The sequence below is a fragment of the Prescottella agglutinans genome (assembly GCF_004011865.1).
Lineage (GTDB): Bacteria > Actinomycetota > Actinomycetes > Mycobacteriales > Mycobacteriaceae > Prescottella > Prescottella agglutinans.
In genome coordinates this window covers 23,951-38,423 of record NZ_RKLP01000004.1, presented here as the reverse complement: position 1 = coordinate 38,423, position 14,473 = coordinate 23,951, and the positions used below count along the sequence as shown (strand labels likewise).

Sequence of the window (14,473 nt, the reverse complement as noted above, 5' to 3'; positions counted from 1 at the left end):
CCCGATGAGCGGCTTGGAAGATACGAATGCAGGGATGACCGGGCGCGCGGAATACCCCGCTCGGCGGGTGCTCGACGACGCACCGTTGTTGGCGGCGGCCACCGGCCGTCCGGTGAAGCATCGACCCGTGTGGTTCATGCGTCAGGCCGGACGCTCGTTGCCGGAGTACCGGGAGATCCGGGCAGGAATCGGGATGCTCGAATCCTGCTTCGACCCCGAGCTCGTCTGCGAGATCACGATGCAGCCTGTCCGGCGGCACAAGGTCGACGCGGCGATCCTTTTCTCCGACATCGTCGTTCCGCTCAAGGCGGCCGGTATCGACCTCGACATCGTGGCGGGGGTGGGCCCCGTCGTGGCGAACCCGGTGCGGACGGTGTCCGACGTCGAGGCGCTGCCGCGGCTGGTGCCCGACGAGGTCGGTGCCGTCGCGCAGGCCGTGCGCCTGCTCACCGCGGAACTCGGCGAGACGGCGTTGATCGGTTTCGCCGGTGCGCCGTTCACGCTCGCGTCGTACCTCGTCGAGGGCGGCCCGAGCCGCAACCACGAGCGCACCAAGGCGCTCATGCACGCCGACCCCAAGACGTGGCACACGCTCCTGGGCCGGATCACCGACATCACGATCGGGTTCCTGCAGGCGCAGCTGCACGCGGGTGTCGACGCATTGCAGCTGTTCGACTCCTGGGCGGGCGCGCTGTCGCTGGCCGAGTACCGCGAGTTCGTGCTGCCACACTCCGAGCGCGTCTTCGTCGAGGTCGAGTCGGCGGGCGTGCCACGCATCCACTTCGGTGTCGGCACCGGCGAGCTGCTCGGCGCGATGGGCGAGGCCGGCGCCGACGTCGTCGGTGTGGACTGGCGCATTCCGCTCGACGTGGCCGCGCGCCGCGTCGGACCGGGCAAGGCGCTGCAGGGCAACCTGGACCCGGCGGTGCTGTTCGCGGGCTGGGACGCGATCGAGAAGCAGGTCCGTCGCATCTGCCGCGAGGCGGACGCCGCGGTCGCGGCCGGCGCGACCGGACACATCTTCAACCTCGGACACGGCGTGCTCCCGGAGACCGATCCGGCCGTCCTGACCGATGTGGTGGAGCTGGTGCATTCGTTGTGACATCTCGGCGCGTGTCGGTAGCGGTCGTCGGTGGCGGCGTCACCGGTCTGGTCGCCGCGTACCGCCTGCGGCAGCAGCTCGGTGCCGACGCCGAGATCACCGTCGTCGAGGCGGGGTCCCGGTTGGGCGGCAAGCTGCGGACGGTGCCCCTGGGTGACGGCCCGGTCGACGTGGGCGCCGAGGCGTTCATCGCCCGCCGGCCCGAGGTCGCGGACCTGATCGTCGAACTGGGGCTCGAGGACCAGCTGGTCCATCCCGCCGGGCGCCAGCCGCTCATCTGGTCGGAGGGCGCGCTGCACCCGCTGCCCACCCGCACGCTCATGGGCATCCCGTCGACCGCGCAGTCCGTGGCCGGACTCGTCGACGCCGACACCCTCGCGCGCATCACGGCCGAGCCGTCGGTGCCGCTGGACTGGGATCCGTCCGCGGACCTCGACGTCGCGACGCTCGTCGGCGGCCGATTCGGCGAGCAGGTGGTGCGCCGGAGCGTCGACCCGCTGCTCGGCGGCGTGTACTCGGGGCTGTCCGATTCGATCGGCGTCCGGGCCGCGCTGCCGGCACTGGCCGCCGCGCTCGACGCGGGCGCGACCAGCCTCACGGCCGCGGTCACGGCCGCGCTGCCGACACCGTCGCCCGGCCCCGTGTTCGGGACCCTGCGCGACGGGTACGGCGCCCTGCTCGAGGCGCTGCGCGAGGCGGCCCACCCGCGCACCATCCTCGACGCGCCGGCGACCGGGCTGCGCCGTGACGGCGACGGCTGGTGGCTCGACCCGGTCGGACACGTCGACGGCGTGGTGGTCGCCGCCCCCGCCCCGGAGATGGTCGGCCTGGTGGCCGACGCGGCGCCGCACCTGGCCGCCGCCGCGCGCGACATCGAACTCGCCTCGTCCGCGGTCGTCGCACTCGCGTTGCCGGACGAGACCGGGGTTCCGGAGAACTCCGGCATCCTCGTCGCGACGGGGGAGTCGCTGGGTGCCAAGGCGTTCACGCTGTCCAGTCGCAAGTGGCCGCACCTGGCCGAGCGGGAAGTCACGCTGGTACGGGCGTCGTACGGCCGCTTCGGGGACGCCGCCGTCGTCGACGCACCGGATGCCGACCTGATCGCCATGGCCCGCGCCGACCTCGAGACGGTGACCGGTGTGTCGACCGAACCGGTGGACGTGTTCGTCCAGCGCTGGCACGGCGGGCTGCCGCAGTACGCGCCCGGTCACCTGGATCGGGTCGCGGCGATCGAGGATGCGGTCGCCGACGTCGACGGCCTCGAGGTGGCGGGCGCCTACCTGCACGGGGTCGGGGTTCCGGCCTGCGTCGCGGCGGCGACGACGGCCGCGACACGGCTCGCGGCACGAGTGGCAGGATGAGGCCATGGCACGCCTCGATTTCGACAAGCTCAATTCCACCCTTCGCTACGCGATGTTCTCGGTCTTCCAGGCACAGCCCGGCGTCCTCGGTGAGGACCGCGCCGCCGCGGTGAAGAACGCGCAGGACTTCTTCGCGTCCTACGAGGACACCGACACCGTCGTCCGCGGCATCTACGACGTCGCGGGTGTCCGCGCCGACGCCGACTACATGATCTGGACGCACGCGGAACGCCTCGAGGATCTGCAGAAGCTGTACGCGGACTTCCGCCGTACCACCGACCTCGGCCAGGCCAGCGACCCGGTGTGGTCCAACGTCGCGCTGCACCGTCCCGCCGAATTCAACAAGAGCCACGTCCCGGCGTTCATCGCCGGCGAGGAGCCGGGCGACTACATCTGCGTGTACCCGTTCGTGCGCTCGTACGAGTGGTACCTGCTGCCCGACGCCGACCGCCGCAAGATGCTCGCCGATCACGGCATGGCCGGCCGCACCTACCCGGACGTCCGCGCCAACACCGTCCCGGCGTTCGCGCTCGGCGACTACGAGTGGATCCTCGCGTTCGAGGCCCCCAAGCTCGACCGCATCGTCGACCTGATGCGCGACCTGCGCGCCACCGAGGCCCGCATGCACGTGCGCGAAGAGACCCCGTTCTTCACGGGTCCGCGCGTGAGCGTCGAGCAGCTGGTGAACTCCCTGCCCTGATCGCGTCGGTCGGCGGCCGGATCGTGATCGATCCGTTTCCGGTCGTCGACCGCCCGCGATGTGAGAACCTCCTCGTGATGTTCAGGTCACCGACCAGCACGGGAGGACCCAGTATGTCGAATCGCATCACCAGCACAGGACGGCGTCTCGCCGTCCTTTTTGCGTTCCTGGCCCTGTTCGCCGGCGTCGCACTGCCCGCGGCGGGAGCGAAACCGGGCGGCGAACCGAACAACAAGAAGGTCACCGTCATGACCCGGAACCTGTACCTGGGTACGGGACTGACCGACATCGTGACCTCGACGACCTTCCAGCAGTTCGTCGAGGCCGTCACCCAGGCCCGGGCCAACGTGATCGCCACTGACTTCCCGGCCCGTGCCGAGGCGCTGGCCGACGAGATTGCCGCGAACGGCCCGGACCTGGTTGGCCTGCAGGAGGTCTCGCTCTGGCGGACGCAGACACCCTCCGATCTCACCGGCCCCAACGCCACCACGGTGTTCCAGGACTTCCTCACGATCCTGCAGGGCGAGCTGGCCGAACGCGGCCTGAACTACACGGTGGTCTCGACATCCACGAACGCGGACGTCGAGGCGCCCTACCTGGACCCGGCCGCGCCGGTCAATCCGGCGGTGGGGCTGCCGCTGTCGGACATCCGGCTCACCGACCGGGACGTGATCCTGGCGCGCGCCGGCGTCACTACCTCGAACCCGGCCGACGGCCGCTACGCCGCCCAGCTCACCGTGCCGACGGTGACCGGTCAGCCGGTCACGTTCACTCGCGGCTGGACATCGGTCGACGCGACCGTCAACGGTGCGTCGTTCCGTTTCTTCAACACCCACCTCGAAACCGAGTCCCCGGCGCCGGCGATCCAGGTCGCGCAGGGGTCCGAGGCGCTGGCCATCGTCAACACGAGTCCGCTGCCGGTGATCGCCGTCGGTGACTTCAACTCCGACGCAGGCGGATCGACCACACCGACCTACGCGAACCTGGTCGCCGGGGGTCTCGTCGACGCCTGGCCCGCGGCCACTCGCAACGCGCCCGGGCCGACCTGCTGCCAGAACGAGCTGCTGACCAACCCGGTCTCGGAGAACGCCACCCGAATCGACCTGGTGTTGACCAAGGGTGACTGGCAGGCCAAGAAGGCGACGCAAGTCGGCGCGAACCCGTTCCGTGGGGCGCCAGCACCGCTGTGGGCGTCGGATCACGCCGGTGTGGTGGCAGAGCTCAAGCTCAAGTAGCGGCCGGTGGGGCCACCGGGGACACGGTGCCCGCGTTCACGCTCGGCGACTACGAGTGGATCCTCGCGTTCGAGGCTTCCGAGCTGGACCGCATCGTCGACCTCATGCGCGATCTGCGCGCCACCGAGGCCCGCATGCACGTGCGCGAGGAGATCCCGTTCTTCAGCGGTCCACGCGTGAGCGTCGAGCAGTTGGTCAAATCGCTGCCCTCATCCGATACGAAAACACCCCGCACCGGAGAGGTGTGGGGTGTTTTCGTATGTACAGCGGTACTCGTCGGTGTCCGCAACCGTGCGGGAGTCGGTCGAGCGTGGCCGCAGCGCGGTGGTGTCGCCGAGGACGTCGCTCCATTCGCCGACGCCGCGGTTGGTAGTGATCACGATCGAGGTCTTCAGATAGCACTGCGCCACAACCTGAAAACAGGGCGGATGCCGACGATCCTTGTGGTGGCGTCGACCATGATCGTGTCGAATGTGTCCAAGGACGCACCGGGCTCCCTGGCGACGACAGCGGCGACGACGTGCGGTCGACCATCAACCGCCGCAGCACATAACGAACATATCGCCGAGAGGTCGACGCCCCAGTGGAGGCGAGCCGATCTGTGTTGTAAGGGAACGCTTCTCGCTCACACCAAGCATGCGCGCAGTGGAAGGCTGGAGCCTTAACCAGTAGGATTGGTGGGAGTCCAACCACGGGCAGGTCCGTCACTACCCGCACGATCGTGTGCCGATCCCGGCCGACTGCGCCGCACCCCGGGCAGCGACACCCGTCCGGATCTGCGGTGGAGTCGCGCGCCGTGAACTTCGCTCCAACTCTTGAAGAGCCCCACTACGGAGATTCTTCGACGGTATTAGCGAACTTCGCAAGTCGGTCAAGATCGAGGAGTGGAGCGAGGCGCAACTTGTCGCGAAAATTTGTGGCTGTAAGTTTTGTAGACGTACCCGCCTTTCCTGTCTTCTGCCACAGCCACTGCCCATTTTCGATATCGAGAATGTCCAGGCCGCGATGAAGTCTAACCTCGGTGTACTCACTCAATGCAAGCACATATGCCTCATACTTCACGCCAGCGCGATGCTGATCAGAAATCGATGACTGAACCAAGTGTGCAAATCTCAGATCCACAAGATCGGCCAATATCTCATACCCCGGATGCGTCTTTTGTGCAATATCAACCTTGAAATACGTGGTTCCCGAGTCCTTCGCCTGAGATTTCACATCCTCCAGAGCGGAGATGATGATCGCTGAACTCTCTTCCATAACATCCTGTTCAAGGTCGCGCTTCTTACTTCTTGAGTACCTTCCTGCAGCAACCGCAACATCTTCTTTCCCGATTTCCGCCGCCTGTGAGCTGCGGTCGCGAGCAGCAAGAATCGAAGCAGAAAACAGGTTCAGGTAGTCTCGAGGTACGCCACCCGACGCGAGGACCAGCCGTCCCAGGGCCTGGATCTTTGCAATCTTCCTAGCCGACTTAATGCCGGCAGTGGAAAGGTACGACTCAAGTACTGATTCAAGGAAGTTTTGCGCAGTGCTGGGGTTCTCCAATGTGACGTCGAGATCCACAATCAGTGCATCATGAGGCGATTCAATTCCGACTTTAGTCGATACTTCGAAGGGGCGCGTCAAACGCTCGATGCTTGCGATTTTCATCCATGCATCACAATCGCGCAATACGCTAGCAACGTGGTCCAGTAGATACGGCTGGACTGTCGAATCCAACAAGTAGAAATCATCCAGGAAGACGAACAGCCTCAGCAGATCAGTTCTTAGCACCCTGCGCAGGGTTCGATTCATCTCGGGAATCTTGCTAACGGCGGTCGCCCCCGAATCGGTGGATTCGGATATTGTTTGCCGCAGTTGGTCCAACACGGAAATTGCCGACGATTCACTTGAGCCAGCTCGAATAACCACTGCCTCAAGAATCGATTCGACGACTACCGAAAATGCCTCATCGGCATTTAGGCGCCGAATGGTATGTGAATTGAGCCAGACCACAACATGGCCGGCTTCTTCGGCTTGCCGCTTAACTTCAAGCAAGAGCGCAGTCTTGCCCACGCCGCGACGTCCATAGATAAGGTGATGTCTAGAAGATCCGATTGCCGGCAAACTCGCCCTTGGGTCCTCCATGTACTTCAAACTGGGGACAGCATCGGAGGTGCGCGAACGCGCTTCGAGAAGCTGAATTAGGCGATCGACTGCAGGATCGGCCAGCTTACCGCCAGACTGTGAATCTTCCGCATCGGTAGAGTCGTGGATAGCCCCTCGGAACAATACGGTAATCGATGATTCGTCGCCACGGAGAAGTCGCTTTTCCAATTCTCCCGCAAGACTTTGGCCGAGTGCAACTGACTTGGGGTCAACCGTAATAATTACCCAGTGCTCGCCTGGGAACTCTCGTTCCTGAATTTCCAAAGCGACGATGCCGGCACCGTCGAGTGTCGGCCGTATCAGATCCATCGAGTTGCTTGACATATTAAACCAAACCCTTATCCAATGCGTAGTCTGAAAATGCTGATACGAAGAGTGGGGCGATCGCAGCCAGATTTCGCGCGTCGTGCTCCCATTTTTCTTTCGATAGTGGATACAGGTCGTAGTCCGCCTGATTTCGAGTGAGCCGAGCCTTTGTCAGCTCATCCCGCCAGGGCGCCGCAGCTTTCGACGGGGGTAAGTCCCCGGGCAGATTGTTTGGAAGAACTGAGTGCTGCTGAAAATCATCGCCCTGAACTACTGCAAACACCACCGCTCGAGCGGAATGGTACATTGCGTAGTAATGTCGGCTGATTGAAGCCCTGAACTCCCCCTGCCTAAAGAAGTAGTCGCCGATCCGAAGGTGCTCGCCCGCTAGGTCGAACCTGTCTGAAGTGACCTGCGAGATTAGCTTGGCCGAATTGAATCCTTTTCCAATGAAGTTCGGAATGCTTGAAATTGCGGTTGACTTTGCGCCAGCAATGCTCAAGAGCAGTTCATCCGCGGTCGACAGCGTCGGCATACCCTCCCCGATTCTCAAGTCCAGCACCGCCGACGCGGCGCCGCTACGGGAACTTACACCAGCATCGTTCGCGGGATGTGCAGCGCCCAGATTTCAGCATGGGTCCACATGTTTCTCCGGGCGTGCGGGCGGCAAATCGTGTATGTCAGTTAGTGCTCTAACGTGTCGCCCTGAGGGCCTTGGCGTGATCAGCCAGAAGTGCCTAGCGTCGATTCTGCACGCGTCTGGCGTGTCGGCCTAGGCTACATCGGATCGGTTGTTTCGGCAGCGCTTCCGGTGTTCGGCAGTGAGAGACTGCCCGGGGAGGTCGGCTTGCGTCGGAGCCCACGGCTCCGCATGTGGGTGTTCCTGTCGATTGGTGGACTGACGGAAGGGCCGGGTGCACTGGAGAAATGTCGGGACCGGCGTGTAGGGAACCGTCACCATTCTGTATGCCGAGTCGGCCAGTGCATTCACCGAGACCGGACCAGTAACCGCCGCCCACGACGGCGGAAGGCCAGGCGATAGCCTGAGTTGGCGTTCTTCTCGTGCCTCCGCGTCCCGCTGGCAGACTTGTGCCCGTGAGTTCTGAGGGCCGGTACCAGCACATGGCGCACTGGGGCATGTTCGAGGTGGAGTCCGTCGACGGTGACGTGAGCGCCGTACATCCGTACGCGGGGGACTCCGATCCGTCGCCGATCCTGGGGAATCTGCCCGGGTCGGTGCGGCACCGCTCCCGCATCACCGGACCGGCGGTCCGGCGGGGCTGGCTCGAATCCGGCCCCGGCCCGTCCGACCTGCGCGGCGCCGACGAGTTCGTGGCCGTGTCGTGGGACGAACTGCTGGACCTGCTGGCGCGGGAACTTCGCCGCGTCGTCGATGAGCACGGCAACCGCGCGATCTTCGGCGGCTCCTACGGCTGGGCCAGCGCGGGCCGGTTCCACCACGCGCAGAGTCAGGTGCACCGGTTCCTCAACATGCTCGGCGGCTACACCCGCTCGGTGCACACCTATTCGCTCGGCGCGACCGGCGTGATCATGCCGCGCGTCGTGGGCACGCACTGGAAGCTGTTCGCCCGCTCCACCAACTGGGACGTCATCGCCGCCCACACCGATCTGATGGTGTGCTTCGGCGGAGTGCCGCTGAAGAACACCGCAGTCAACGGCGGCGGTACCAGTGAACACCCGACCCGCAGCGGTCTCGACCGGCTGCGTGAGCGGGGCGGCGAGGTGGTCTCGATCAGCCCCCTGCGCGACGACGTGCACGGGCGGTGCGAGTGGATCGCGCCGATCCCGGGATCCGACGTCGCGATCATGCTCGGCCTCGCGCACGTCCTGGCCTCGGAGGGGCTGCACGACAAGGACTTCCTCGACCGGTACTGCGTCGGCTACGACCGGTTCGAGCGCTACCTGCTCGGGGACGACGACGGCGTCCCCAAGTCGCCGGAGTGGGCGTCGGCGCTGTCGGGGGTGCCGGCGGAGCAGATCACCGCGTTGGCCCGCCGGATGGCTGCCAGTCGCACGATGGTCACCGTGACCTGGTCGCTGCAGCGCGTCCGGTACGGCGAGCAGGCTCCGTGGATGGGTGTGACGCTCGCCGCGATGCTCGGCCAGATCGGGCTTCCCGGAGGCGGATTCGGCCACGGCTACGGGTCGATGAACGAGCCCGGACTGGCCCCGGTGCCGTACCCGCTGCCGACGCTGTTCCAGGGCAGCAACCCGGTGCCCGACCTCATCCCGGTGGCCGCGATCGCGGATCTGCTGCTGCACCCGGGGGAGGAGTTCGACTTCGACGGCCGGCGCCTCACCTTCCCGGACACCCGCCTGGTCTACTGGGCCGGCGGCAATCCGTTCCACCACCACCAGGACCTGGCCCGGCTGCGGCGGGCGCTGGCTCGACCGGACACGATCGTCGTGCACGAGCCGTACTGGACGCCGATGGCCCGGCACGCCGACATCGTGATCCCGTCGACCACGTCGCTCGAACGCAACGATCTCGCGTGCACCCGCAACGATCCGCTGCTGGTCGCCATGCACCAGGCGGCGCCCCGGCACGCCGACGCGCGCGACGACTACGACACGTTTTCGGCGCTCGCGCACCGGTTGGGATTCGGGGAACGCTTCACCGAGGGCCGCACCGCGCAGCAGTGGATCGAGCACCTGTACGAGCAGTGGCGCGGATTCGTGCGGACGGACCCGGCGCACCTGGAGGCGCCCTCGTTCGGCGAGTTCTGGCGGCGCGGACATGTGCGGATGCGCACCGAGGACGGGCTGTCGCTGTTCTCGGAGTTCCGGGACGACCCGCGGCGCAATCCCCTGACCACGCCGAGCGGGCGCATCGAGATCTTCTCAGCCGACATCGACCAGTTCGGCTACGACGACTGCGCCGGACACCCGCGCTGGTACGAACCCGACGAGTGGCTGGGCGGGCAGCGCGCGCAGCAGTTTCCGCTGCACCTGATCGCGAACCAACCTCGGACCCGCCTCCACGGACAACTCGACCACGGCGCGACCAGTCAGGCGTCGAAGATCCGCGGGCGCGAACCGATCCGCATACATCCCGACGATGCCGCCGATCGGGGTCTCGCGGCCGGCGACGTGGTCCGGGTGTTCAACGACCGCGGAGCCTGCCTCGCCGGCGTCGTGCTCGACGACGGCGTCCGCCCCGGGGTGGTGCAGTTGTCGACCGGAGCCTGGTACGACCCGCTCGACCCGTCCGACCCCGACTCGATGTGCGTGCACGGCAACCCCAACGTGCTCACCGCCGACATCGGGAGTTCGCGGCTGTCGCACGGCTGTACCGGCCAGCACGTGCTGGTGCAGATCGAGCACTTCGACGGCGCGCTGCCCCCGATCAAGGCGTTCGACCCTCCGCTCTGACTTGTTCTATTTGAACTAGAACAATATGGTGGGTGTGTGCTCATCCGTATCGATCAGTCGTCCGCCGTGCCGCTGTACGAGCAGTTCGCCGCGTCCGTGCGCGGCGCGATCGCCGACGGTTCCGTCACGGCAGGGGAGCGGTTGCCCTCCGCGCGCGACCTAGCGGCGTCGCTGGACGTCAACGTCCACACCGTGCTCCGCGGGTACCAACTGCTGCGCGACGAGGGGCTGATCGAACTGCGACGCGGTCGCGGCGCCGTGGTGGCCGCGGACGCCTCCGCCACGAGTCGGTTGCTGGACGCGGTCCGTGGACTCGTCACGGAAGCGAAGCGGCACGGCATGAGCGCGGCCGACCTGCTCGACCTGGTGAAGAGGGAGATGACATGACCGACTCGATTCCGGCGCAGAGGGTTTCGTGGTTGCGGGGGTTCGCGGGTGCGATGGGCGCGCCCCTCGTGGCGGCGGCGGGTGCGATCGCCGTGCTCACGGCATGGGCCGGTGACCTGCCCGATCCGGTCGCCGTCCACTTCGGGCCGGGTGGGGCCGCGGACGGTTTCGCCTCACGCGCCGCGGCGCAGTGGTCGCCACTGATGGGTCTGGCCTTTGCGGTGCTCCTCGGCGGAATTCTGTTGCTGCTCACGCGGCGCGACGTGCGTGCGGCCCGGATGGGGGCCGCGATCGCGTCCGGTACCGGCACCGCGGTCGCGGTGCTGCCGGTCGGCATGCTCGCCGCCCAGCGCGGACTCACCGACGCGGCCGAGGCCTCGTTCGCCGGATGGTGGCTGGTGCCGGCGGTGCTCGTCGGAATCGTCGCGGCGGTTGCCGGGTCCGCTCTGGTCGGGCGCCCCGATCCGGTGGGGGCGGTCGCAGTGGCCCCGCCGTCGGATGCGGCACGGATGAATCTCGCCGACACGGAGACCGTCGTGTGGACGGGAACGGCGGCCATGCCGCGATGGCTCGCCGTGGTGCTCGCGCTGGTGCCGATCGTCATCGTGGTGTCCGTCGTCTGGGCGTCGTCCGAGGACGCGGTGCCGATGCTGCTCGTCGCCGCGGTCGTCGGCGCGCTGCTGATGGGGCTAGCCCTCGCGCCCGTGCACGTCGTGGTGGACGGCCGCGGGCTCGAGACACGCTACGTCCTCACCGGCGGGCGCAGGCGGATCCCGCTCGACGAGATCGCCCGCGCCGACGTCGTGAAGATCGGGCTGATCAACCGCTTCGGCGGCATCGGCTACCGCGTCGGTCCCGACGGTGTCGGTCTGCTCGTGCGCCCCGGCGCGGCGCTGCGCGTGACTCGCGGTGACGGATCCAAGTTCACCGTCACCGTCGACGGCGCGGATCAGGCGGCAGCCGTGCTCAACTCGCTCGCCGCGCGCGGGCGGGTAGCCAAGTAGCGGGCAACGGTTGCGGTCACGGCGAGCGCGACGCAGACGATGCCGATCGTCGCGACGAACGTTTCCGGTTCGGTCGTGAATCCGAGAAGGCGTGCGACGCCGACACCCGCCGCCGTTGCCACCGCGGCGCCGGCGGGCAGGGTGGCGGCGAGCCACCGGGCGGTGCTTCCCGACCGCGGATCGCCTACCTGTCGCAGGACGATGAACGTGCCTGTGACGGCGAGCAGATACGCGAGCAGCGCCGTCACTGCATACAGGCCGAGGATCAGGTATGGGGGTTCGATGGCGACGTTCTTCCTCGTGAACCCGATGAACAGGAACACGGCTAGGAGCGCGAAACCGAGGGCGATGCCGGTGAACGCTACCGGCAGGACGACGCCGAGTCGCAGGGCCCGTCCGGACAGCCCGCGCTCGTCGGCCCAGGCCCGCAGCGTCTCTTCCGGATTCTCGCCGACCACCGCGCTCGTGGGTAGGCCGTCGGCGTCGGCGGCGGTGAGTTCGTCCGACAGTTCGGTGAGCAGGGCGCGGCGGTCGGCGCGTCGAACCCCCGCTCTGCGCCAGATGCGCTTGGCATCCCGCAGGATCTTCGGACCGTCTTCCGGCGCTGACGGTTCCGTGTGTTCGATGCTTGCCTCGATCATGCTGATTCCTCCCCTGATGTGGTTTCCGAGATCGGATCAAGTAGTGCGGCGACGCTCTTGGCCACCGTGAACCATTCGGCGGTGCCCTCCGCGAGGGCTTCGCGGCCGGCGGCGGACAACGAGTAGTACTTCCTCGGCGGGCCCGATTCGGATCGGCGACTCTCGGATTCGACCAATCCGGCCTTCTCGAGGCGGGCGAGCAGTGGGTAGGACGAACCTCCCGCGACCAGTAGGTCCCGCTCGGCCAGTCTCTCGGTGAGTTCGTAGCCGTAGACGGGTTGTTCCCGGAGCAGGGCGAGCAGGCAGATATCGAGCACGCCCCGGAGGATCAGGCTGCGGCGTTCGACCGATGGACTCATGCACAGCAAGGTAGCAGTATCTTGGTGAGCAAGGTAGTGAAACGAGAAACTGCCCCGGCGACTGGCGGCGTCGCCGGGGCAATCCTCCGTTCTAGGAGCCGTCGGCCGGCTGGAGCGTGAGCGAGATGCTGTTGATGCAGTAGCGCTTGTCCGTCGGCGTGGGGTAGCCCTCGCCCTCGAAGACGTGGCCGAGGTGGCTGTGGCAGTTGCTGCACAGGACCTCGACGCGGCGCATGCCCAGCGAGTCGTCGGCGCGCAGGATCACCGCGTCGGAGTCGGCCGGATCGAAGAACGACGGCCACCCGCAGTGCGATTCGAACTTCTCGGTGCTGCGGAACAGTTCGGCGCCGCAGGCCCGGCACGAGTACACGCCCTCGGTCGTGGTGTTCGTGTACTCACCGACGTGAGGTGGCTCGGTCCCGGCCTGACGGAGCACGTGGTACTCCTCGGGCGTCAGGTGCGCGCGCCACTCGCCGTCGCCCAGGCGGAACTTCGGTTCGGGGAGACCGGAATCCTGTGTGGAACTCATGCCACCACGCTAGTACGACGCGGCCGCATCCGTGTCACACCTTCGCCGGCGTCGGGGCCGGTGCGGCCCGGTCGGCGACGAGGAAGTCCGGGTCGATGCCCTGGTCCAGGCGGCCCTCCCGCTTCGCGGTGAGGTACCGGTTGACCAGCACCGCGAACACGACGATGAGCAGCAGGCTCCAGCCCATCGTGGGCTTGAGGTACTCGGCGGTGCGTCCGGCCTCCACGAACCGGTGCGAGATCCAGTCGTCGGCACTGAGGAACCCGTAGACGGCAAGCCAGGCCGGCCAGTTGCGCATCACCGAGTTGCGCAGCACGACCGTCATGACGAGCGGGAAGAGCAGCATCGAGTAGTACAGCTGGCCGAGGGAGCCGATCAGGAAGGAACCCGCCAGCAGCACACCGGACGCGGTCGCGACGAAGAACAGTTCGTCGTTGCGGTAGTACCGGTACAGCAGCCACAGCGACACCGCGACCATGGCGGCGAATGCGATCCGCAGCGCCCAGATCAGCGCGACGGGCAGGCCGTAATAGGTGCCGTTGCCGACGATCGAGCTGTTGAAGTAGTCGCGCGACTCCATCAGGTACGGCAGCGTGTGGTGGACGAAATCCATCGGGTCTGCCGACAGCGGCCACGCCACGGCCATCAGGATCAGCGGAATGCCGATCGCGGTGACGAACACCTTCCACTGGCCGCGCACCAGCGGCAGCAACAGCAGCGGCGCGAGAATGGGTTTCACCGCGAAGGTCAGGCCGATCGCGGCACCCGACCACAGGTCCTTGCGGCGCAACAGCAGCAGCAGGAACGCGATCTCGCCGAGCAGGACGAGGCCGTTGATGTTGGAGAAGATCAGCGTGTTGGACACGGTCTCGGTGGAGAACGCGGCGAACAGCAGGATGGGTGCGGCGATCGAGTTCAGCGCCAGGTTGAACATCTTCAGCAGCAGGTACAGCGCGATGATGACGGCGATCGCGTTGACGAGGATGAACAGCCAGCGGGACTTCTCGGGATCGATGATGGCGATCGGCGCCATGAGCAACGTTCCGCTCGGCGGATACAGGTAGTGCGGATCCACCGAATTGAAGTTGGCGGTGTAGACCTCACGACGATTGAGGAACGCCAGCGCGGCCTGGTACACGGGCGAGAAGTCGTCGGTGACGGATCCGTTGACCGCCTTGATGACTACTCGGTGGATCACCGTCATCACGGCGAGGGGCCAGAGCGCGAAGTTGATGACCTCGGCGGTGGTGCGGCCGGTACGCGGCTCGAATCGTCGAAGGAACACTACGGCACGGTACACCGCGGGGGTGT

13 protein-coding genes and 2 pseudogenes are annotated in these 14,473 nt (G+C 66.6%); 8 read left to right on the top strand and 7 right to left on the bottom strand.

Annotated elements, in window-relative coordinates; all coding sequences use genetic code 11:
- The first annotated feature begins 34 nt into the window (after nucleotides 1–34).
- The 5 genes and pseudogenes from hemE to EGT67_RS09085 form a co-directional block, all read left to right on the top strand.
- Nucleotides 35–1,102 (top strand): uroporphyrinogen decarboxylase, encoded by a 1,068-nt coding sequence (gene hemE, locus EGT67_RS09105; RefSeq protein ID WP_206612329.1) that lies wholly within the window; start codon nucleotides 35–37, stop codon nucleotides 1,100–1,102.
- The gene (locus EGT67_RS09100) at nucleotides 1,099–2,463 is read left to right on the top strand and encodes a protoporphyrinogen oxidase (RefSeq protein WP_127915755.1); all 1,365 of its coding nucleotides are present in this window, start codon (nucleotides 1,099–1,101) and stop codon (nucleotides 2,461–2,463) included. The genes hemE and EGT67_RS09100 overlap by 4 nt, the downstream gene beginning before the upstream one ends.
- Nucleotides 2,464–2,467: 4 nt before the next feature.
- The gene (gene hemQ, locus EGT67_RS09095) at nucleotides 2,468–3,163 is read left to right on the top strand and encodes a hydrogen peroxide-dependent heme synthase (protein ID WP_127915754.1); all 696 of its coding nucleotides are present in this window, start codon (nucleotides 2,468–2,470) and stop codon (nucleotides 3,161–3,163) included.
- Nucleotides 3,164–3,276: 113 nt separating this feature from the next.
- Complete coding sequence (locus EGT67_RS09090) at nucleotides 3,277–4,398, top strand: endonuclease/exonuclease/phosphatase family protein (RefSeq protein WP_164877512.1); 1,122 nt, start codon at nucleotides 3,277–3,279, stop codon at nucleotides 4,396–4,398.
- A 20-nt stretch (nucleotides 4,399–4,418) separates the two neighbouring features.
- Nucleotides 4,419–4,607: pseudogene (locus tag EGT67_RS09085) on the top strand (chlorite dismutase family protein); the annotation flags it as partial.
- Between the two features lie 82 nt (nucleotides 4,608–4,689).
- On the opposite strand, the pseudogene EGT67_RS25265 reads toward EGT67_RS09085, so the two are convergent.
- The 3 genes and pseudogenes from EGT67_RS25265 to EGT67_RS09070 all read right to left on the bottom strand — a co-directional run.
- A pseudogene (locus tag EGT67_RS25265) lies at nucleotides 4,690–4,817 on the bottom strand (ATP-binding protein); the annotation flags it as partial.
- Between the two features lie 409 nt (nucleotides 4,818–5,226).
- Nucleotides 5,227–6,852: an ATP-binding protein gene (locus tag EGT67_RS09075; protein ID WP_164877511.1), complete on the bottom strand. Its 1,626-nt coding sequence runs from the start codon at nucleotides 6,850–6,852 to the stop codon at nucleotides 5,227–5,229.
- Between the two features lie 16 nt (nucleotides 6,853–6,868).
- A complete protein-coding gene (locus EGT67_RS09070) occupies nucleotides 6,869–7,384 on the bottom strand; it encodes a hypothetical protein (protein WP_127915751.1) in 516 nt (171 codons plus the stop codon).
- A 587-nt stretch (nucleotides 7,385–7,971) separates the two neighbouring features.
- Between EGT67_RS09070 and EGT67_RS09065 the strand changes: the two genes are divergently transcribed.
- From EGT67_RS09065 to EGT67_RS09055, 3 genes are read left to right on the top strand one after another with little or no spacing between them, the layout of a single operon-like run.
- Nucleotides 7,972–10,242, top strand: coding sequence for a molybdopterin guanine dinucleotide-containing S/N-oxide reductase (locus EGT67_RS09065; protein ID WP_127916051.1), 2,271 nt, complete (start codon nucleotides 7,972–7,974; stop codon nucleotides 10,240–10,242).
- Nucleotides 10,243–10,278: 36 nt separating this feature from the next.
- The gene (locus EGT67_RS09060; RefSeq protein WP_127915750.1) at nucleotides 10,279–10,629 is read left to right on the top strand and encodes a GntR family transcriptional regulator; all 351 of its coding nucleotides are present in this window, start codon (nucleotides 10,279–10,281) and stop codon (nucleotides 10,627–10,629) included.
- A complete protein-coding gene (locus tag EGT67_RS09055; protein ID WP_127915749.1) occupies nucleotides 10,626–11,633 on the top strand; it encodes a DUF1648 domain-containing protein in 1,008 nt (335 codons plus the stop codon). The genes EGT67_RS09060 and EGT67_RS09055 overlap by 4 nt, the downstream gene beginning before the upstream one ends.
- Here EGT67_RS09055 and EGT67_RS09050 read toward each other — a convergent pair.
- The 4 genes from EGT67_RS09050 to EGT67_RS09035 form a co-directional block, all read right to left on the bottom strand.
- Entirely contained in the window at nucleotides 11,579–12,274 is a 696-nt protein-coding gene (locus EGT67_RS09050; protein WP_127915748.1) for a hypothetical protein, read from the bottom strand. The two genes, EGT67_RS09055 and EGT67_RS09050, sit on opposite strands and share 55 nt — an antisense overlap.
- A complete protein-coding gene (locus EGT67_RS09045) occupies nucleotides 12,271–12,633 on the bottom strand; it encodes a PadR family transcriptional regulator (protein ID WP_127915747.1) in 363 nt (120 codons plus the stop codon). Before EGT67_RS09045 ends, EGT67_RS09050 begins: the two co-directional genes overlap by 4 nt.
- Before the next feature lie 91 nt (nucleotides 12,634–12,724).
- Nucleotides 12,725–13,162, bottom strand: a complete 438-nt coding sequence (gene msrB, locus EGT67_RS09040; protein ID WP_127915746.1) for a peptide-methionine (R)-S-oxide reductase MsrB — start codon at nucleotides 13,160–13,162, stop codon at nucleotides 12,725–12,727.
- Between the two features lie 34 nt (nucleotides 13,163–13,196).
- Nucleotides 13,197–14,447 carry a glycosyltransferase family 87 protein gene (locus EGT67_RS09035; protein ID WP_241565952.1) on the bottom strand — a complete coding sequence of 417 codons (1,251 nt, stop codon included), beginning with the start codon at nucleotides 14,445–14,447 and terminating at the stop codon, nucleotides 13,197–13,199.
- Nucleotides 14,448–14,473: the final 26 nt, after the last annotated feature.